We start from the raw sequence: 20,714 nt of genomic DNA on the forward strand, positions 1-20,714 counted from the left end.
TACTCCTTTAAATCAATCTCCATGTGAAAACTGATTATTATGCGGTATTAATCTCCCTTTCGGGAGGCTATCCCCCTCTTTGAGGTAGGTTACCCACGTGTTACTCACCCGTCCGCCGCTAATCCACTCCCGAAGGAGCTTCATCGCTCGACTTGCATGTGTTAAGCACGCCGCCAGCGTTCGTCCTGAGCCAGGATCAAACTCTTAATTTAAAAGTTTATATGGCTCTATAGAAAATCAATACTAACTTCGCATTTCTGCGTCAAACCTTTCGCTGTGGTGCTCATTTACTTAAGTAAACTCCGCTCCTCGCTCGAGGTTTTCCTTGAACTACTCGTTATTATTGATTTTAGAAAATTGCTATTAGCTTCACAATACTGCGTCAAAGCTTTCATTTCGGTGCTCATTTACTTAAGTAAACTCCGCTCCTCATTCAAACTTTTCCTTGTCTTGCTCGCTACTACCAATTTTTAATATATTACATTTCAGCTTGTTAGCAAAATATAATACACAAAATTACGAAATTACTTTTTTAGCTGCTCTCGCAGCTCAAAAGAATTGCTGGTTTATTCTAAATAAGTTATACTTATATCTTCCTCTGTTTAATTTTCAAGGATCATTTTGCTGTCTCACTTCAACAACTTTTATAGTATATCATGTGTTTTTTATTTTGTCAATATTATTTTAAAATTAATTTTTATAAATCCATTTTGAAATAATTGAACCTTGCTGTCATGTTCCAACGGAACAAAAATTATTATATCATATAAAGTAATAAATACAGAACATATATTCTTCACTTAAATAAATTATCTAACTTTTCCATTCGTTTTTAATACATTTCTACAAATATCATGCCTAGATACACCTGGATAAGTTTTTAATAACATATTTAATATCTAATATGAAAAATTTGTTCAGCCTCTAAGAAATTAGAGATGATCTCATATTTTCTCTACAATTATTCATATTTCTATAATGTAAATAAATTAACTTGTCCAATTCCTGACTTAGCCTTAATACTTCTCCCCTACACAAATCATTACTTAAAATAACTAATTCATTTAATTCTTTTCTAATTTTTTCCATTTGTTCCATAAATCTACCATCCCCGTGAAAATTTTTTACCAACATTTTTTATTGTATTACTTTCTTTAATAAATTACAATACTTGTTAAAAATATATTTTTATATAAATTGCTATAAAATATGGTACTTATATTGAAAAATTTTATTAATAATGGTATTATAATATAAAATTTCCATAAATATTCCAATAAAATAAAAAATAGGAGGGCACTAATGAACTTAAATAAACTTATTAAACTTATTCCAAAAACAGATCTCCATTGTCATTTAGATGGCAGTATACGACCTGAAACCATTTTGGATATTGCAAAAAAAGAACATATTCCTACTATAAATGATGATTTAAATAGCTTTCAGAAAGAAGTTAAAATATTAGGCAAATGTAATTCCTTAAAAGAATATTTGAATAAGTTCTATTTACCTATAAAAATAATGCAGAAAAAAGAATACATATATAGAGTTACTCTAGAATTATTAGAAGATGCGTTAAAAGAAAATATAAAGTACATTGAAATAAGATTTGCTCCCTTAAACCATTTAGATGGTGGATTAACTTTAGATGAAGTTATAGAAACTGTGATTTCTGCTATGAATTATGGAAGAAGTAACCTACATATCATGTCAAATTTAATTATATGTGCTTTAAGACATGAACCTGTAGAAAAAGCCATAAAACTTATCAATTCAGCCAAAAAATATGCAGGTAAAGGAGTAGTTGCTCTGGATTTAGCAGGAAACGAAGCAGACTTCCCACCTGAAATACACACAAAGCCTTTTGATTTGGCTAAGGACTATAATATTCACCGTACTGTACATGCTGGTGAAACGGGTATAGTAGAAAATATAATGAAATCTATAAAATTATTGCATGCTGAAAGAATAGGCCATGGAACTTATGCCTATAAAGATAAAAATACCCTCGTATATCTGGCAAAAAATAAAATTCCATTAGAAATGTGTATAACTAGTAATGTAAATACTTCTGCTGTAAATTCTTATGAAGAACATCCTATAAAAAAATATTTAGACTATGGACTTGCTGTAACAGTAAATACAGATAATACAACTGTATCAAATACTACTATAACTAAGGAATTTGAATATCTTGTAAAATATCAAAATTTTGATCTTGAAGATATTAAAAAAGTTACGGAAAATGGAATAAACTTTTCTTTTGCAAGTGCAGAGGATAAATTAAAATTGCATGCTGAATATTCCTCATTTATCAAGAGATTCTTAGGTTCAGGTGGAGTTTGCTACTAAGGAATACTTTTCTCCATCTGGACCTTATTAACAGTATTCTTAGTGTCTTTAGCACTTAGAATACGTTATCCTTTAGGGGAAGAGCTTATCCAGGCGCATAGCAGTGCTTATACCCCACTTTGAAGAAAAGCGACTATCACAGAGTGCGATGGGGGGGTTAGCAATGGTAGCGATCGGATAAATAACCTATAGAGTCTCTAATCAAAAAAATCAACTTATACTATGGATATTTTTTACAACCTTCAGCTCGTTAAATATTTTGATAAGGCTAAGAAAAAAACTTTGAAAAAATACTGAGAACTTTTGAAAACTCGTACCTCAAACAATTCAAAAGTTCTAGATTTTTCAAAAATTTTTACCTAAGCCTTATATACAAAATATTTAAAAGAGCTTCATTATTGTAAAAATATGCCTGCGTATAAGTTGATTTTTAAGTTAGTATACCCATACGGTTTCCAATTGAAATTTAAACTTATACATAAAATGTAATGACAAAATTGAAAGCACATTTGAAAACTTTTCCATAAGTCTTAGCGAGGTATTTTAGAAAATCTTAGGAACTTAGATATGTTTGAAGTATGAGTTTAGCTAAGGTTCTTAGATTTTCAAAATACCGAGCTTTAGACTTATTAAAGTTTTTAACGTGATGAAATTTGTCATTACATGATTCGTATAAATTAACTTTCAAGCTGTAAACCTTATATAGATCTCAATGTTAGCCTAGTTTCTTACATTTTTGTTTATTTTCATACATTTTTGCATCTGCCCTTTGTATAATTTCATCAATACTTAAACTATTACCATAATCCACTTGAAATATTCCATAACTAAATGAAACAGAATAAGGCTTCAGCTTCTTTTCATTTTCTGAATTTATGTCAAAATTAATTCTTTCTATAGCTTTTTCTACATTTTCCTTTTTGCTATTTGAAAAAATAATTAAAAATTCATCTCCTCCTAATCTACATAAAATATCATTACTTCTTATAACTTTTTTTATAAATCTACAAACCATTACAAGAAGTTCATCGCCTTCAAAGTGTCCAAAATTATCATTTACATATTTCAATCCATTTACATCTATATAACATATGGAAAAGAAACTCTTATTTCTCTTTACAGCATTCAATTCATTATCTAAAAATGCTAATCCCATACCTCTATTATAGCATCCCGTAAGTGAATCTATAGCTGCAAAATATTTTAGTTTTTCTTCTGCTCTTATTCTATCTTCAATTTCCTTTTTTAAATCACCTTGAATTCTATGAAGGTATTCTTGTTGACCATCACTAATTTTTATTATCTTTTCCACATCTCTTATGAGTTTATCAAACTGTTCAGTAAGAATAGTAAAACTTTTCAATAAAGTTTCTTTATCACACTTTTTACCATTAATTAATTCTCGGGCTTCTTTAATCAATGCTTTTTCAGCTTCGAAAAAATCAGAATCACCTGACATTACTTTCCCCCCCACATCTATAGTTATTTTACTTTAAATGCAAAAACAGTAATATCATCTCTCTGTTCTTTGCTTCCCATGTAATTCTTAAATGTTGTTTCAAATTCAATTTTCATTGAATCCAAATCTTGAGCTTCACATTTTTGTATCATGTTATACAAACGTTTCTTCCCAAAAGGATAGTTTTTTGACCCTCCATTCTGATGTATAAAACCATCAGTACTAACAATAAGTATATCTCCTTCCTCGGCTGATATAACCTCACTACATAGAGATTGGTTTAATTCTATATAATCATATCCTACTCCTCTAGTTTGAGGTTTAACAATTTTTACTTCTTTATCACGCTTAATATATAAATCCAAATTAGCACCACAATACGTCACATTAGATTTTTTATCTATACAAAATAATGCTATATCCAGTCCATCATCTACACTTTGAGGATTAGAGCTTTTATTTAAAGTTTCTTTAAGGTCGGCATGAAGTTCTTTTAATATTATGCTAGGATCATCACTATTTATAGTAGTTACTATATTATGTAATATTGCATTTACAGTCATAGTCATAAGTGCACCTGGAACACCATGTCCTGTACAATCCCCTACTGCTAATATAATCATATCATCAATTTCTCTTAGCCAGAAAAAGTCTCCTCCAACTATATCCCTAGGTTTCCAAATCACAAAACTATCCTTAAAGACTCTTTTCATTTCCTTATCTAAAGGTAATATGGACTCCTGCAGCCTTTTAGCATATTCAATGCTATCTTTTACCTTTTCATTAGACTCTTTTAACTCTTGAGTCCTTACATTAACCTTATTTTCAAGTTCCTCATTAATCAGCATAGCTTGCTTATATGGATTGGCAATTTTTTTAGAAATAAAGTAATATAGAAGCATAAAAAATAACAAAACTAAAATTACAGTTATTATAGTATTAATTCTTAATGAGTCAATAAGCGAAATGCTTTCTTTTCTGGGGATTTCATAAAATAAAGTCCAATCCGTGGAGTTTAACTTACAGTAAGCATAGTCCATAATTTCATTATTAGAATCATAATATTGTGCTACTTTAACATTTATAGGTCGATTTTGGATCTGCTTAACAACATCTTTTGGTAAAAACTCTTCAACTTTTTTTCCTACATCTTCTCTTTTATCAGACAGTTTAATTACACCTTTTTCATTTACCATCCATAGGTTGCTTTTTTTACCTACTTTAAATTCTTTAAATTCCTTTGTTATGTTGTTGAGACTTAAAGCAACACCTGTTATACCAACAGGACTTTCTACACTTCCCATAATTGTATTTACAAAAAGGAAAGTATCATCCATTACACGATCATAATTTACATTAAAACTCATTTGCTTTTTAGATTTAAGAGTTTCAAAAAACCATCTGTCCTCAGGGTTGTTTTCCGACAACACTATAAAATTTTTATCGTTTTTATTTAAACTTTGCCTAAAATAATAATTTTTTGTTTTTACTCCTGCTATAAAAAAATAATTGTAATCATAGGAGGTTGCAATACTGCCCAAATTACTTAGAACCAATTTTCCAACCTTTTGATCCTTTTCTTCTCCATTCACCCACTCTACATTCAAGGGATCTCTTGCAAAAATATAAGAAGTTTCAACAGCTCTGCTAATACGTCCATCTATCTTAGATGCCATTGATTTTACCATAAAAACAATATCTTGAGACTTAGCTTTAGCTATAAGAGAATTTTTTATATTTATATATCCTAAAAAGGCTGTAGCAATTACTGCAAAAGATATAATTATACCAGATATAAAAATTATTCTAAAAATATTTTTTATATAAGATCGGCTAAATTCTTTAGGTGACTCTTTTTTCTTCATTTCTTATTCCTCATCATTAACTGCAATAAAGTTAAAAGGAATATCTATATCCATTTTAAAGTCTTGTCCCATATCATAATCAAAACCATTATCTTCATCATAATACCAGTTTATAATAATTTCTTTTCCATTTTTATAATTAGTATTGAGCTTATCAAACAATATAATTAAACACTTTATACTGCTAGTATTGATATAAGAAAGTTGAAAATTTACAGTTAACTTTTGAAAATTAATAAAATATTCATCCATTAATTTATAAATGGGTTCATAAAAGCTATATGCATTTTCTGGATAAGACTCTCCTTTAAAAATCAGTTCATTATATTCTGAACTAAACTCTACATAGGGAGTACTTTTTGTACTTTTAACCATAAAATTATTCATTTTTCACCTCATACTGTAACAGTTAATGTGTAATAAGAGTAACTGTCATCTATTCTCTCAAAGTTATACTCAACTTTTTTAGTGGCTTTTCTTGCAATTTAAATCAAACCAAGCCCGCACCTTCCCCTATTCATATCGACTTCTCTTCTTGATACTTCTCTAAAATAATTAGTAAGCTCTTCATCATTCATAGATATTATTTTATCTAGCTTTTCTTTCAAACTTGAAATATCTCTGTTTAATATAGTATTACCTGAGTTTACACAATATCCTGAATCAGTTTTTGAAATAGCTATTACACCAGATCCAACTATAGCCAAAAAATCTTCTGTATTTTCTTTTGATACCTCATATTGTTTAATATTTTGTGTTTGTTCAACAAAAGTAAAAAAAGCCGAGCTAATCTTCCTCTTTTTAGCTTGCTGAAGCTGCATTCTCTGTTTTAGAGCCATTCCAAGTTCTTCTATTAGTCCTTGAGAAAATGTTCCCGAAAATATAAATTCAATATTTGATTGTTTTAACTTTTTCTGAAGCATGTATATTGCATTTTCCAATACGCCCACTCCCCTTAATTAATAATTTAAATTGTTTACCCTATAGCCTTCAATCTATACCGTTCTTTAAATAACTTAATTTCTAAGTAATATTTTCTTTATGCAAAATTAAGTCAGAAAAATTTTTTAATTTATTATATCATACTTTATCATAAACCTATATAAGTATTTCTCATAATACTGTAGTTTTTTAAGCACCTAAATATAGGGGAAATACTAAAGTCTATATATAATCCTCCATTTTTTCAGTTTCAAGTTTAAGTCCATTTACAACCATATCATCTTTTAATTCAATAAGTAGGCACTTTCTGCCATTCCTATTTACTACCTGTTTTACACTTCCTAAGTCGTGAGGATTTATAGTTATACTTGTATCTTCATTTTCTATCTTTATAGATTTGCTTTTAAAATCAGGAATTATATTTCTAACCTTAAATTCATAGTCTCCTCCACATACTTCCTCAAATGCACTTTTTACAACTTGTGGATTTTCTATACCGCTTTCTCCAAGTACTTCCGTCACTTGTTTCATATCTAAGGTAGTTTCTTCCTCATCCTCTTCTTCTTCACTTAGTTTTTCATTCATTTTTTCATATATTTCCTGCATGGTATCGGAATTTATTTTGCCCCCTGCTGCTGTACCTAATATAGCATTAAAACTTTCTTTTTCTTCTACTGCTGTAGGCTTTATAGTACAATTTAATACTTGTTGTACAAAAGAACTGTTTATTTGTTTTGCCTTTTGAGAATAATATATCACTTTATTTACATCTACATACTGGGAAGAAAAACTTGGAAACATAAATCCATCTAGCGGTGAATTTAAATTTATAACCATATCCAGTGCAGAATTTGGTTTAAATCTCATTTCAGCATAATCAAATTTTAATACCTTTTTAGGAATTTCCACCTTATTTACACTACACAATATAAATTCTATAGCATGTACATATTCCTCTGGAGAATCCTCGTTTCCCTTTTTCTTATCTGCATTATAATATTCTGCTTTTACAAAATTTATAACTACATCTGTATCATAAGTGTAATTTTTAGAAACTTTATCCACTATTTTATCTCCAAATTCAGCTATACTTTGTCCAGAATTTAGTGCTTGATATAATATATTTTGAGTGTGCTCACCATCTTCATCGCCTCTGCTTTCTTTAAAGTCCAATTCAAATATTTTAGAATCCAGAGTTCCCGTAAGCACTTTTTTAAAATTATTCAAATATAACTCTCTTTTTTCCACTTCCATCATCTCAAAATGCTCCAGTTCCCTAGTTATTATTTCTCCATTATCCTTTTTTAAATATACGCTATATACCTCTTTAATAGGAAGTACATAACTTCCTAGTTTAAACTCTTTCCTTATGCTTGCCAAATCCTTTTTATTCATACTTATCTCTCCAATTCATTAAAAGTTAAATTTGAATTATTACAAGTTATATTTTATCACAATTTTTAATGGTACAAATTTAAGATTTTTGATACAATGAGTATACAAAATATAATTTTAAGAGAGGTTTTTTATATGGATTTTTTAAAAATAAGTGATATAGCCTACCAGGAATTCAAAAAATTTTTAGATGAGAATAACGCAACTTCTGGTGCAATAAGAATATATTTGGCTGGCATGACCTGCCACGGACCATCTTTTAACATATCTGTAGATGAAAAAAAAGATCATGATTTGATTCAAAAAGTAAAAGACATAACTTTTATCGTAGATAGTGATCTGTTTGTACAATTTAGCGGTTTTATATTGCTGTGTGGAAGTGAAAATGGACTTGGAGGATTTACTTTAGAACCTGTATTCAAGCCCCAGACTTCAAGTTGCAGCAGCTGTGACAGCTGTCATGGATGCGAAGAATAATTTAAAAAGAAGGTACAGCCCCTATAAACAGAGTTCTTGGCATCAGATGGAGTTTTAAACTCCACCTGATGCTTAGAAATCGTTATCCAGGGACGTAGCCGCTCTTTACTCCCATACATTCTGTGAAAGCGACTATCACAGAATGTATGGGAGTATTAGAGCGGGTAGTCATCGGACAATAGGTAAAGCTGTCCTCCTTTTTTTAATTGAAAAGTTCCGTATTTTTAACTGCTTCTTCTACCAAGCTTTCTATATCCAAAACACTTTCAGCCTTTCTTATTTCGGAAACTCTAGGCTTAGTTTTTGGATGCTTTGGCACAAATATAGTGCAGCAATCTTCATAAGGAAGTATTGAAGTTTCATAAGTACCAATTTTTCTTGCTTCATCCATTATGTCTACTTTGTCCATGGCAATGAGAGGCCTGAAGACTGGTCTATCTGCTACATCATTGCTTACAATTAAGCCTTCCATAGTTTGACTTGCCACCTGACCCACGCTTTCACCTGTAGTTACCGAATCAACATTGTATTTCTCCGCTAACTTGCAAGCTATTCTCATCATGAATCTTCTCATTATTATAGTAAGTTCATCTTCTCTGCAATTTTTAATTATCTGCATCTGTATTTCTGTAAAAGGAGCTACATAAAGATTTATGCTACCCGTATACCCCTTTAATATCCTAGCTAATTCCTTGACTTTTTCCTTAGCTCTTTCACTAGTATAAGGATGGCTGTGGAAGTATACACAATTTAGCCTAACTCCCCTTCTAGCCATCATATATCCAGCTACTGGTGAATCTATTCCTCCTGAAAGCATAAGCATTGTGCTTCCATTTGTTCCATAAGGCATTCCACCTATGGCTTTTATCCTTTTTGAATATACATAAGCACTATCTCTTATCTCTACATTTACAAAAAAATCTGGTTTTCTTACATCTACTGTTAAATTTTCAGTATTTTTTAAAATATGAGCTCCAACTTCCCTACTTACCTCCATAGAATTAAGAGGGAATTTTTTATTTGCCCTTTTAGTCACTACTTTAAAGGTTCCTCCTGAATTTTGCTGTATACTTTTAAGGCATTGTTCCTTTATACTATCCATATCTGGTTCTACTTCATCTACTATACAAATTTCAGCTATTCCAAATACCTTTTTTAATTTTGCAATAGCTTCATCCATATCATCGCAGCCTATAAACCATCTTCCCTCATCTACCACAAAATCGTATTTGGTTTTCCCAAGAACATTTTTTATATTATCCCTTAACTTCTTCTCGAATTTGCCTTTATTTAATCCCTTTAAAAATATTTCTGAGGCATATTTTAAAAGTAGTAATTTTCTCATTTACCCACACTCCTTAAAAATTTTAAAGATTCGTCCAGTACATTTAAGGTGTAATCAACTTCATCTTTTGAATTATCTTCATCAAAGCTAAATCTTATAGTTCCCTTAGTTTCTTCCTTCTTCAATCCCAGAGCTTTAAGTACATGACTATCTTCGTTATTTTTAGCAGAACATGCAGACCCTGTGGATACATATATACCTTTTTCTTCTAGCAAGTGTAGTAATACTTCTCCTCTTACGCCTATAAAAGATACACTTAATACATAAGGTGAATAGTCATTTCCATCACTATTTATTTTAATGTTAGATATAACTTTAAGTTTTTCTATAAAATAATTTTTTACACATGTTACTTTACTAAAACTTTCTTTTCTATTTTTGTATACTTTCTCTGCTGCTTCTGAAAATCCAACAACAGCTGCCAAATTTTCAGTGCCCGATCTAAACCCTTTTTCCTGTCCCCCTCCATATATAAGCGGTTCAGGTCTAAGGCCTTTTTTTACATAAGCAATGCCTATTCCTCTTGGTCCATGTATTTTGTGTCCACTTGCAGATAACAAATCTATATTGCACTTTTTAACATCAATATCATACTTTCCATAGGCTTGAACTGCATCTACATGGAACTTTACCCCACTATTTTTTTCTTTTATAATCTTTCCTATAGTTTCTATATCCTGTACCGTTCCAATTTCATTGTTAGTGTGCATTATACTCACTACTCTAGTTTCTTTATTAATGCTTCTTTTAAGTTCTTCAAGATCTATTTTCCCACTGTCATCTACATCCAAATAAACAACCTTTATTCCTTCTCTTTCAAGAGCTTTACAGGTATTTAAGACACTGGGATGTTCTATCTTTGTAGTTATAATTTGCTGCCCAGGTTTTATAAAACCCCTTATTAAAAAGTTATTGCTTTCACTACCACCGGAAGTAAATATTATTTCATCTCTACTACAATTTAGGGTATGTGCCACTATATCTCTACTTTCATTCATCTTTAACTCTGCTTTCAATCCTAGAGAATAAGAAGAAGAGGGATTTCCATAATAATTTTTCATAGTTTCTGCCATTGAATTTATTATTTCATCGTAAGGTCTAGTTGTTGCACTGTTGTCAAAATAAACTTCCACTATCTTTCACCTCGTATACATAAAAATAATTAAAATATCATAAAAAGCCAATATAACATATATTATCACACTTATATGCTATAGACAAAATCTATTTTTACAACTTTCCTCTTATAAACTTATCAAGTGATTCTTAGGTACAGCTGGAGCTTGCTTATAAGAATAACTTTCTCCAGCTAAACCTTATTAACAGTATTCTTAGTGTCTTTAGCACTTAGAATACGTTATCCTTTAGGGGAAGAACTTATCCAGGCGCGTAGCAGTGCTTATCACCCATTTTGATGAAAAATGGGTGTGTTAGCAATGATAGCGAACGGATAAAAAATTTATAAGAACACATACTATTATGTATAAGAACTAGGAATAGAAGGGACATTTTAATGAAAGTTAAATATTTTTTATTAACCATATTCTATATTTTATGTATAAGCTTAAATTCTACAGTTTCTGCATCTTCACCGAACACCTCAAAAGAGATTTCCTGCAATAAAACAATATACCTTACTTTCGATGATGGGCCAAGTACGGAAGTTACACCAAAAATACTTGATATTTTAAAAGAAGAAAACGTAAAGGCCACTTTTTTTCTAATAGGCTGTAAAATTCAAGGAAAAGAGGATATAGTAAAAAGAATATTCAATGAAGGTAACAGTATAGGTCTCCATACATATACTCATAAATCAAGTAAAATATATTCGAATTCTGATTCTTTTATCGATGAAATGAATAAAACTGGCATCGAAATTGAAAAAGTAGTAGGATTTGCACCTAAAATAATAAGATTTCCAACGGGAAGTAATGGTCACTTAACCAATTCACTTCTTGAAAAACTTCATTCTTCAGGCTATAAGATATATGATTGGAATTTGTCTTTGTCCGACGGCATTGACTACAATACATCAATTGACAAGTTATACAGAGAAGGTACTGGAAAGTGCGTCAATCCAAATAAAATATTTTTGCTTGCTCATTGTGACGCTCAAAATAAAAACACCTGTGTGGTACTCTCTAAAATAATAAAACACTACAAAGAATTGGGATATGAATTCAAAGCAATTACAGAAAACACCCCTGAATATCACTTTAGGGTGAAGCGATAGTGAATTATACATTAAAATAAGCTGCTAGGAAGCTAACTATTAGTTAACTTTCCAGCAGCTTATTTTCAACTTGTTACACAGAGAGTAAAATAATTCTTTATTATTGCTGTCCAAAGCTCCATCTATCAAAATATACAAAATTTCAGTATACAGCTTTCTTTTCTCCATGCTAGTTATAGGATTCATAGTAGGATTTTTATAAGCATTAAAAGAGTTGTCCAGATTTTCCCTATGGATTTTCTTTAAAATCCATATATAATATTCTAATTCTTCTTTTGATATAGTAAAAAATAATCTATTACAGCCATTTGTTGAAGATATTTTTATCATATCACTCTGCAAATACGTCAATTCTATTTCTCCAAAATTGCGTACTTTAAACTTGCTGCTTTTAAAACTAGAACTCTTAAATTTACTTAAAAATTCTATATAACTTAAAAAATCTTTTTCTCCAAGTTTAAAATCATTTAGTACAGTATTGAAGCCGCATCTTTTTTGAAAGGAAATTTTATAATTGCTGCATCCTCCTATATTGCTAACATTAGAAATGAAAATGCTATCTACAAATTTGTCCATTGCACGTTTTGGTATTAGCTTTATCCCATATTCAAAGTCCCCGTTTTTATGCTCCTTCAAAACAACAAAGTTACTTATATCCATATTTTTATCCCCTTTTTCGTAATACACCTGATTTATTATACATGAAAAAAGTGATTTTTTATGTTTATACGCAATATTGTGAAATTTCACAATATAGTACTCAAAACCCTACCTATAAGCCCATTATCCATAATAAATATATTTATTTCCATATATTACTGTCCATAAATTTTTTGATTATTGCAAAGATAATTAAATTCACAAAACTTACAATGGGATGAGTAAAGTTTAGTATTAGCACTATAAAAATCATAGGAGTTTATATTTCTTATTATTTTACTCAAGTACTTTTCATTTTCAATATGAGCATTTTTGCTATACTCTATAGTTATAATATTATTTTCATATTGAGGCTGCCAAAAGTTCATTGTTATATCTTCCTGTTTACATTCAAAGCCAAAAATATTTTCAACATTTTCAGCTAATACATACATATATACTAAAGTTTGAACTCTTTTTTTCATCTCATCTATAGATAATTTTCTATTTTCCGTCTTCCAATCCCATATTTCAATTTTTTTATCCGGTGTTACTATTATCAAATCGTACTTTGCCTGAAGTCTCACAGCTTCTTTTGTCATTTTTACCTCATATTCTACTAAATAACGATTTCTTTTATCTATTTTAAACGTGTCCTTTAAGGAATTTACCTTTTTTACTAAATCATCATTTAATTTCCCCAGTGGAATCCCTGCAAAATATCTTTCACATATTAAGTGAAAATCCAGTCCCTGCTTTATATTCTCATAATAATTCTCTTCTATGGAGCCTTCCCTCTTCCAAGATAAGTTTTCCAAATACTTCAACCTAAACTTAAGAGGACACTTTATAAATGTATTTATAGAATTTTGACTGTAATAAAAATATTCTAATTTTCTTATATCCAAAACTTTCACCACTTATACATTCTAAATTTTATCCGATGACTACCTGCTCTAATACTCCCACTTTTCCAAGTGGAAGTAAAGAGCAGCTACGTCCCTGGATAACAATTTTTCCTAAAGGATAACGCCTTCTAAGTGCTGAAGCACTAAGAAGCCTGTTAATAAGCATCAGCTGGAGTCAAAACTCCATCTGATGCTAAGAACTCTGTTTATTTTCACAAATGAACTTTTTTATGATTTCAAAATACTTAGATGGACAATCTTTTTTGTTTTCATCATAGTGGGCCATGAGCATTAAGTACTTCTTTGCCCTTGTTATAGCCACATATAAAAGTCGTATTTTTTCACATATCACTTCTTCCCTAGCCTTTATAATAGGATTGTAGCAAAAGTTATTTTGAAGTAGTTTTTGTACTTCTGCTTTTCCTATAGCTGTGGGATTTTTAAATTCATCTTTAAAGTAATAGTGTTCTGATCTAAATTTTCCTTTAATACTATAGGGATATATATAATTATTTAAGTATAATAAAAATACACAGTCCCATTCTAATCCTTTTGATTTATGATAAGTTGTAACTGTAACCTTTTCTGGAACTGGCTCATATCCTCTAATATCATAAATTACATTACATATATGTGCAAATGCAGAACTTTTTACATCTAGAAGTTCTTCTGAAATTTCATTCAAAGTCATAGGATTATTTCCATAATTTTTGTACCTTACATAAGATGCTATATATTGAAAAATAGCTTTGTCTTCACTTTTTAACTTAAGTTCACAACCTATATATAGAATCAATTCTTGCAAAGGCATATTTAAATTGTCTAATATATCTTTTACTATTCTTAATTTACATATAAAATCTTCAAATATATTCTTGTCTATCTCCTCTAATTTACAAACAGATGTAGTCTTAAATACACTTTCTTTTAGTATATCCTCAATTTTAAAACTTGTAATATTATTTATTATAACATTCTTTTTTTCATTGTCTCCCTCTATAATTTCATACATCAAATCTCTAAATTTCACGATGCTGTCCGGTTCTCCTAAAAAGCTTAATATTTTTCCCAAAATATTTATGATTTTAAGCCTCTCTGAAGATATGCTTGATAGTTCATCACATTCTATTTTATTTTTTCTAAGCTCTTCTGCTATTTCTTTTACGTGGCTGTTAAAGGGAATTAATATGGCAAGCGTCATATCTGGATGCTTTCTTCTAAAACTTTTTACTGCTCCTATAGTCCTTCTCTTTACATCTTCCCAGGAACTCATGCTGTATGCATAGATGCCATATCCATCAACTTCGGGGTTTTTCAAATCTTCTATATCTTCTACAGGATGTATTTTTTGATATCTAAGTGCCTCTCTACATCTTTCCTCTGGATGATTTTTTACGGTGTATTCAACTAAAAAATTAGCTAGATTCATTATCTCCACTGTGCTTCTGCCTGCTCTGTTCATTACATAGTTTTTATCTGCTTTTCTTAGGAATTGTTTAAAATACATGGGATTTGAAGATGTAAAGCTTCCCATTATACTTTGATTTAAATCTCCTACCCGAACCAAATTACATTCTCTTTTCTTATTATCTTCACCTATCCTTTCAGAAATAATGGACAGTATATCGCACTGCACTAAATTTGAATCCTGGCATTCGTCTTCAAATACAAAACTATATTTTTGTTGAAACTTTTTTCTCAAATCCTCATCTGAAATAAGTACCTTATAAGCAAGTACAAGTATGTCATTATAGTCCACATATCCATTTAGGTTCAACATTTTCTCATATTTTGAATAAATATAATTTAAAATATAAATTATGCTATTGTTTCCTAAAGGCTCTCTGTTTTCTTCTACTTTTTCAGGAGTTATTCCATTTAATTTTAATTCACTTATAAGCACGTCTGATATTTGTAAAAAATCTTTCCACCATCTCTCACTTTTTTCATCATATTTTTTAGTACCATACTCACTTAAAAGACTTCTGTATATCTTTTCTCCTCCCAGTTTTCTCCACACCTTTACAGCATTATCTAAATAGAAGATCTTCTGTAAATCATCTATGACCTTAAAATTTTCATCTAATCCTGCTGCATCCGGCCTCTCCTGTAATACTTTCATTGCAAGACCGTGTATTGTCATAACTTCATAGTCATTATTTGAATCTATTCCTCTCTCCTCAAGCATGTGAGAAATTCTATTTTTAAAGTTATTTACAGCACTATTCATGTATGTAACTACAAGTACTTTTCCAGGCTTGTTTAATTTTTCTTCTATTATTTTGCAAACAAGCTGCGCTGTAATAAAGGTTTTCCCTGCCCCAGGCACTGCAGAAACTGCCATAGTACCACCTTTATATTTCATTATAGGCAGCTGATCATCTCTAAATTTCATATATCCATATATCCTCCATTTTGCTCATATCCCATTTCAGAATATTCACTTCCATACAAATATATTCTACCACTACACTTCCTTAAAAGTGCTTTGGCTACACTATATAAATTTTTCCTTCGATTTCTTGTTTCTATTTCCTCTGTATACACAACATTTTCATTCCAACTCTTCTTTAACACACAGTCATTTGAAAACTTTTTTATATTTCTAGGACTCCACAAATTACTCGTCACATCAGTCCAAATTTGTACAGAACTTTTTATATTACTGGTTAGAAAATTAAAGGCACTGCTCAAAATTATATCTCTTTTTTCAAAATACATATTTTCTATGTCTCTAAAGGGACAAAAACTTTCAGCCTCATTTATTATAAAATCTACAAATTTTTGTGATGAATTATCTATAGTTTTAAATTTATCAAGAGTATTTATAAATCTATCTGCCAATTCACTTAAATTTTCACATATGCCTATATTTTCTCTTGAACCTGGGAGTTCTATCATAACATTTAAAAATATTAGTCTTATAAGCTCTGGCATATCTATACTGTCACTTCTAATATTTTTGCTACAGTTTCTTATCCACTTTACAATATAGTTATATTTAGAGGCTCTTTCTTCTCCCATAATATTCTTTTGGGTATCCATTAAATCCCCTAGCTTTCGAAAATTTACAACTTCCTTGGATAAAATCCATGAAGTTTTTGCATCTGTCAGCAAAAGCGTTGAAAAAAGTTTTCTATAATCATCCATTGTAAAGTCATATTCTATATCTTCAATACACATGCATATAATCATCATAATACAGTGAACATACGCATTATCCATCAGTTTGCTTTTCTTTCCTAAATTGTTGATTTCAAAAGGTGCATCTTTAAACCTACTTCGTAATTCATAACTCAATACAAAATCATTTATAGGACATATAATAGCTATATCTTCCGGAGGTGTCCCATCATCTATAAGTTCCTTTAATTTATTTCCTATTTTTTCAATCATTTCACTTCTTAAAGAGGACCCTATATCAATATAAATGTTATCTGAGTATTTGAATTTATTGGGACTTTCTAAAATGTGACAAAACTCAGAACTACATAAAAAATGTTCCTCTAAATTTATAAGTTCACCGCTTAAAAATTTACTTTTCTTTATAAAATCTATATCTGAACCATAGGAATTACAAAACCCTGCCTCCATATTAGAAAAAAAGTAACACTTATGTGCATTTTCAGAAATTATTTCTACTAAATTAAGTTCAGCAGCACACATTTCATCCATATCATCTACCAGCACATATTTTATATCCTCAAGCTTTTTTAAATAACCTTCATCTTTAAGTAAATATTTGTTATAAAGCTGTATTGCCATAGCTATATCAATAGTTCCTGAATTCAAAAAACTTTTTGCGTAATGCATTATTACTTCATCCATCTTATCGAAGTTTTGGGCATTTACATTTTTCTTCAATTTTAAAGAATTATATAACCTGTCTCCTATTTTATCCATATCAATTAATGAACATGCAGCTTGATTCATGTTTGAAATAAAAGTCCCAGCAACTTTTTTAGACTCTACAGTTATATCTAAAAAATATCCTTTTCTTTTTCTATAGTAATCAATTAGCATTTCCATCATGTACTTTGAAGTATCATAATTTACAAATTCAGGCCTTATTTCACTTTTTCTTATCAGCTTACAGTTTTTTTCAATAATTGGCCAATATTTTATAACTTCTTCTTTTACAAAGTTAGCATAAGTTTTTATTTTACACTGGCCACAAAAATTAAAAGAAAGATTCCTCTTCCATGCCATTACCTGATTTAAATTCATAACAAATACTAAAATCTCTTCACTTTTAATTTTTTGAGATTCAATCATATGTCTGTATTTTTCTTGTGCTAAAGAGGTTTTACCACTGCCGCTTATTCCATCTATAACAAGACTATTTCCTTGAAACTCATCTTTAAAAAGCATTTCTCTTATTTCTTTATATTTTATTTTCATCACCCACTTTTTCAAATTAAATTTTTTAATGAGTAATTATGCCATTTAAAAAATCAGGGTCTACAACCCTGATTTTACAATAATTCTAATCTTCATACAAATATTTTCTTGTCATTGGTAGTTCATTGTTAAGTCCTTTTGTAAATACAAACTGATGTATGTCTACTACCCCATAATGAAATGAAGCAGCACAGGCATTTAGGTAAAGTCTCCACATTCTTATAAATCTAGTATCCTTCATTTTTTTAACTTCATCCATAGTACCTTCAAAGTTTTCAGCCCAACATTTTAGTGTTTTAAAATAATGCAATCTCAAACTTTCTACATCCACAAGGTGAAGATCATTATCTGCCATTAAACTGACTAGTTCCCTTATAGATGGTATATAACCTCCCGGGAATATGTATTTCTTTATCCATTCATTCACTTCTCCTTCTGTTTGTGCAGTAATACAATGAAGAAGTGACACTCCTCCTGGATTTAACATATTTTTTACATCTTCCATATAAGTAGACAGATTTTTTCTTCCTACATGTTCAATCATTCCTACACTTACTATTCTATCAAACTTTTCTTTTTTATCTGCAATTTCTCTATAATCCGCAAGTTTAACTTCAACTTTTCCCTGTAAATTATTTTCTTCTATTCTTTCATTTGCTTTTTTTAACTGTTCCTTACTTAAAGTTATGCCTACAGCCTTTACTCCATATTTTTTTGCAGCCATGAGAACGAGTTCTCCCCATCCACATCCTATATCTAAAAGTGTTTGTCCCTCTTTTAAATTAAGCTTTTTCAATATATGATCTACCTTATTCAATTGTGCCTGATAAAGGGAATCATTTTCATGCTTAAAATATGCACAAGAGTAACTCATTGTTTTATCAAGCCATAAACTGTAGAAATCATTTCCCTGATCATAGTGATACTGTACATCCGTTTTACTTCTCTTTAAAGTATTGGGAAGTATTTTGTACACTTTGGAAAATATATCAGCCTTATTTAAAAAACTTTCTCTATTCTTATATACTGATTCTATTACTTCTCTAATATTCCCCTCAAAGTCAAGAACTCCATCCATATAAGCTTCTCCTAGAGTAAGAAAAGGATCTCTCAATATGTCTTTTTCAGAAATGGGCTTATTCATACATACTTTAAATTTTATGTCTCCCTCTCCATACTTTTCTTCAGAACCATCCCAATACTTAACTGATACAGTGTCTGAAAAAGCACCCTGTAAAAATTTTTTAAAAAATATTTTATTCAATCCCATATCTTCATATCTTCCTCTCTTGAAAAATAAAACTATATTTAAAATAGATACATAAAATACCTATATACTACACAACAATTACACATTTAATTTTCATTACTATGACTTTCATTTGGAATATATATCTTTAAGCTCTCTATTCTCTTCTCATCTACTTTTTCTACTTTAAAAATTATATTTTCATATTCAGCGGTATTTTCTTCTCCTTCTTTAGGAATGCTTCCTAAGAGTTCTACTACAAAACCACCTATAGTATCTGAATTATCTGACTCCAATTCCAAATTCAAAAATTCATTTACTTCATCTATTGATACTAATCCACTTACTAAATAAGTATCCTGATCAATTTTATTTATATACTGGTCATTATCATCATACTCATCAAATATATTTCCCATTACCTCTTCAATCAAATCTTCTATAGTTACAATTCCAGAAAATCCACCATATTCATCAATTAAAATTGCCATATGATTTTTAGTACTTTGGAGTTCTTTAAAAAGTACGTCTATATTTTTATTTTCCGGTATAAAATAGGGAGTTCTGAGTAGTGGTTCTATATCTATATTGTCCGCAGAAGTTTTCATAAGCTTCACAAACAGATCCTTAACATACAATATACCTACTATATTGTCTATATCATCTCTATAGACAGGTATTCTAGAGTATTTTTCTTCAATAATACTTTCAATAGTACCTGAATCTATGTCATTTATATCTATAACAAATACTTCTGTTCTGGGAGTCATAACTTCTTTTGCTAGTTTATCATCAAACTTAAATATTCCCTCTATCATTTTCTTTTCAGATTGATTAAAAACGCCTGTTTCCTGTCCAAGTTCTATCATGGATCTAATTTCTTCTTCAGATACTTCGTCTTCAGTATTTTCTGTACTTATATTACATATTTTTAAAAGGACATTGGTAGAACCTGATAGTAATTTTACAAAAGGTAACATCAACTTACTTATAAACAAAGTTGGATTTATTAATGCCATTGATATTGCTTCTGATTTTTGAAGCGCAATTCTCTTTGGAAATAATTCTCCAAATACAAGAGTAACATAAGATAATAACACTGTAATTATAATTACAGACAGTTTGTCACTATAGGGAACGCCCAGTTTAACCAAAAAAAACGAAAACTTCTGCGATAAGGTAGTAGCTGCAAACGCACTAGCTAAAAATCCAGCAAGAGTTATTCCCACCTGTATAGTAGCTAGAAAATTGTTTGGTTCTTTTAACAACTTCAATATCCTCTTTGCCTTTTTATTCCCCTCTTCTGCTAAATAATTAATTCTACTTTTGTTTAAAGCAACTATAGCCATTTCTATGGCTGAAAAAAATGCATTAATCACCGTGAGTACTAATAGCAACATAAGTTCGAATATTATACTCTGCCAGGTAACATCCATGCGCACAATCGTC

At 29.9% G+C, this 20,714-nt stretch carries 18 protein-coding genes and 1 rRNA gene; 3 read left to right on the forward strand and 16 right to left on the reverse strand.

Going from position 1 to position 20,714, the window contains the following annotated elements; translation table 11 throughout:
• Together CLRAG_RS17090 and CLRAG_RS17095 are read right to left on the reverse strand one after the other, a co-directional pair.
• Positions 1-212, reverse strand: a 16S ribosomal RNA gene (locus tag CLRAG_RS17090); the annotation flags it as partial.
• 712 nt (positions 213-924) lie between these two features.
• Positions 925-1,098, reverse strand: coding sequence for an aspartyl-phosphate phosphatase Spo0E family protein (locus CLRAG_RS17095; protein WP_013239468.1), 174 nt, complete (start codon positions 1,096-1,098; stop codon positions 925-927).
• A gap of 204 nt (positions 1,099-1,302) precedes the next feature.
• Between CLRAG_RS17095 and add the strand changes: the two genes are divergently transcribed.
• Positions 1,303-2,352 (forward strand): adenosine deaminase, encoded by a 1,050-nt coding sequence (gene add, locus CLRAG_RS17100; RefSeq protein ID WP_065079514.1) that lies wholly within the window; start codon positions 1,303-1,305, stop codon positions 2,350-2,352.
• A gap of 715 nt (positions 2,353-3,067) precedes the next feature.
• Here add and CLRAG_RS17105 read toward each other — a convergent pair.
• The 5 genes from CLRAG_RS17105 to CLRAG_RS17125 all read right to left on the reverse strand — a co-directional run bounded on the left by CLRAG_RS17105 (position 3,068) and on the right by CLRAG_RS17125 (position 8,013).
• Positions 3,068-3,811: a GGDEF domain-containing protein gene (locus CLRAG_RS17105; protein ID WP_065079515.1), complete on the reverse strand. Its 744-nt coding sequence runs from the start codon at positions 3,809-3,811 to the stop codon at positions 3,068-3,070.
• A 23-nt stretch (positions 3,812-3,834) separates the two neighbouring features.
• Positions 3,835-5,676, reverse strand: a complete 1,842-nt coding sequence (locus CLRAG_RS17110) for a SpoIIE family protein phosphatase (protein WP_065079516.1) — start codon at positions 5,674-5,676, stop codon at positions 3,835-3,837.
• 3 nt (positions 5,677-5,679) lie between these two features.
• Positions 5,680-6,063 (reverse strand): DUF1987 domain-containing protein, encoded by a 384-nt coding sequence (locus tag CLRAG_RS17115; protein ID WP_065079517.1) that lies wholly within the window; start codon positions 6,061-6,063, stop codon positions 5,680-5,682.
• Positions 6,064-6,161: 98 nt separating this feature from the next.
• A complete protein-coding gene (locus CLRAG_RS17120; protein ID WP_242872169.1) occupies positions 6,162-6,617 on the reverse strand; it encodes a SiaB family protein kinase in 456 nt (151 codons plus the stop codon).
• A 223-nt stretch (positions 6,618-6,840) separates the two neighbouring features.
• Positions 6,841-8,013, reverse strand: a complete 1,173-nt coding sequence (locus CLRAG_RS17125; protein WP_065079518.1) for a DUF4317 domain-containing protein — start codon at positions 8,011-8,013, stop codon at positions 6,841-6,843.
• Positions 8,014-8,148: 135 nt separating this feature from the next.
• Between CLRAG_RS17125 and CLRAG_RS17130 the strand changes: the two genes are divergently transcribed.
• A complete protein-coding gene (locus CLRAG_RS17130; protein ID WP_065079519.1) occupies positions 8,149-8,490 on the forward strand; it encodes a HesB-like protein in 342 nt (113 codons plus the stop codon).
• A 202-nt stretch (positions 8,491-8,692) separates the two neighbouring features.
• Here the strand turns inward: CLRAG_RS17130 and thiI are convergent, their stop codons facing one another.
• Complete coding sequence (gene thiI / locus CLRAG_RS17135; RefSeq protein WP_065079520.1) at positions 8,693-9,835, reverse strand: tRNA uracil 4-sulfurtransferase ThiI; 1,143 nt, start codon at positions 9,833-9,835, stop codon at positions 8,693-8,695.
• Entirely contained in the window at positions 9,832-10,968 is a 1,137-nt protein-coding gene (locus CLRAG_RS17140) for a cysteine desulfurase family protein (protein ID WP_065079521.1), read from the reverse strand. The genes thiI and CLRAG_RS17140 overlap by 4 nt, the downstream gene beginning before the upstream one ends.
• 380 nt (positions 10,969-11,348) lie before the next feature.
• Between CLRAG_RS17140 and CLRAG_RS17145 the strand changes: the two genes are divergently transcribed.
• Positions 11,349-12,068, forward strand: coding sequence for a polysaccharide deacetylase family protein (locus tag CLRAG_RS17145; RefSeq protein WP_065079522.1), 720 nt, complete (start codon positions 11,349-11,351; stop codon positions 12,066-12,068).
• A gap of 39 nt (positions 12,069-12,107) precedes the next feature.
• Here the strand turns inward: CLRAG_RS17145 and CLRAG_RS17150 are convergent, their stop codons facing one another.
• The 7 genes from CLRAG_RS17150 to CLRAG_RS17175 all read right to left on the reverse strand — a co-directional run bounded on the left by CLRAG_RS17150 (position 12,108) and on the right by CLRAG_RS17175 (position 20,701).
• A complete protein-coding gene (locus CLRAG_RS17150; protein ID WP_065079523.1) occupies positions 12,108-12,728 on the reverse strand; it encodes an IDEAL domain-containing protein in 621 nt (206 codons plus the stop codon).
• Between the two features lie 155 nt (positions 12,729-12,883).
• Positions 12,884-13,624: a PD-(D/E)XK nuclease family protein gene (locus CLRAG_RS17155; protein ID WP_242872170.1), complete on the reverse strand. Its 741-nt coding sequence runs from the start codon at positions 13,622-13,624 to the stop codon at positions 12,884-12,886.
• A 19-nt stretch (positions 13,625-13,643) separates the two neighbouring features.
• The gene (locus CLRAG_RS20985) at positions 13,644-13,781 is read right to left on the reverse strand and encodes a hypothetical protein (RefSeq protein ID WP_207644833.1); all 138 of its coding nucleotides are present in this window, start codon (positions 13,779-13,781) and stop codon (positions 13,644-13,646) included.
• Positions 13,782-13,808: 27 nt separating this feature from the next.
• A complete protein-coding gene (locus CLRAG_RS17160; protein ID WP_065079525.1) occupies positions 13,809-16,010 on the reverse strand; it encodes an ATP-dependent helicase in 2,202 nt (733 codons plus the stop codon).
• The gene (locus CLRAG_RS17165) at positions 16,007-18,016 is read right to left on the reverse strand and encodes a UvrD-helicase domain-containing protein (RefSeq protein WP_065079526.1); all 2,010 of its coding nucleotides are present in this window, start codon (positions 18,014-18,016) and stop codon (positions 16,007-16,009) included. Before CLRAG_RS17165 ends, CLRAG_RS17160 begins: the two co-directional genes overlap by 4 nt.
• Positions 18,017-18,101: 85 nt before the next feature.
• Positions 18,102-19,280, reverse strand: a complete 1,179-nt coding sequence (locus CLRAG_RS17170; protein WP_065079649.1) for an SAM-dependent methyltransferase — start codon at positions 19,278-19,280, stop codon at positions 18,102-18,104.
• A gap of 92 nt (positions 19,281-19,372) precedes the next feature.
• A complete protein-coding gene (locus CLRAG_RS17175) occupies positions 19,373-20,701 on the reverse strand; it encodes a hemolysin family protein (protein WP_065079527.1) in 1,329 nt (442 codons plus the stop codon).
• Positions 20,702-20,714: the final 13 nt, after the last annotated feature.

The organism is Clostridium ragsdalei P11 (assembly GCF_001675165.1).
In the GTDB taxonomy this organism is placed as follows: domain Bacteria; phylum Bacillota; class Clostridia; order Clostridiales; family Clostridiaceae; genus Clostridium_B; species Clostridium_B ragsdalei.

Bases quoted from the DNA above. Each gene is read 5' to 3' on its own strand.
- CLRAG_RS17095 (WP_013239468.1), bottom strand. From the start codon at position 1,098: ATGGAACAAATGGAAAAAATTAGAAAAGAATTAAATGAATTAGTTATT.
- add (WP_065079514.1), top strand. From the start codon at position 1,303: ATGAACTTAAATAAACTTATTAAACTTATTCCAAAAACAGATCTCCAT.
- CLRAG_RS17105 (WP_065079515.1), bottom strand. From the start codon at position 3,811: ATGTCAGGTGATTCTGATTTTTTCGAAGCTGAAAAAGCATTGATTAAA.
- CLRAG_RS17110 (WP_065079516.1), bottom strand. From the start codon at position 5,676: ATGAAGAAAAAAGAGTCACCTAAAGAATTTAGCCGATCTTATATAAAA.
- CLRAG_RS17115 (WP_065079517.1), bottom strand. From the start codon at position 6,063: ATGAATAATTTTATGGTTAAAAGTACAAAAAGTACTCCCTATGTAGAG.
- CLRAG_RS17125 (WP_065079518.1), bottom strand. From the start codon at position 8,013: ATGAATAAAAAGGATTTGGCAAGCATAAGGAAAGAGTTTAAACTAGGA.
- CLRAG_RS17130 (WP_065079519.1), top strand. From the start codon at position 8,149: ATGGATTTTTTAAAAATAAGTGATATAGCCTACCAGGAATTCAAAAAA.
- thiI (WP_065079520.1), bottom strand. From the start codon at position 9,835: ATGAGAAAATTACTACTTTTAAAATATGCCTCAGAAATATTTTTAAAG.
- CLRAG_RS17145 (WP_065079522.1), top strand. From the start codon at position 11,349: ATGAAAGTTAAATATTTTTTATTAACCATATTCTATATTTTATGTATA.
- CLRAG_RS17150 (WP_065079523.1), bottom strand. From the start codon at position 12,728: ATGGATATAAGTAACTTTGTTGTTTTGAAGGAGCATAAAAACGGGGAC.
- CLRAG_RS20985 (WP_207644833.1), bottom strand. From the start codon at position 13,781: ATGCTTATTAACAGGCTTCTTAGTGCTTCAGCACTTAGAAGGCGTTAT.
- CLRAG_RS17160 (WP_065079525.1), bottom strand. From the start codon at position 16,010: ATGAAATTTAGAGATGATCAGCTGCCTATAATGAAATATAAAGGTGGT.
- CLRAG_RS17165 (WP_065079526.1), bottom strand. From the start codon at position 18,016: ATGAAAATAAAATATAAAGAAATAAGAGAAATGCTTTTTAAAGATGAG.
- CLRAG_RS17175 (WP_065079527.1), bottom strand. From the start codon at position 20,701: ATGGATGTTACCTGGCAGAGTATAATATTCGAACTTATGTTGCTATTA.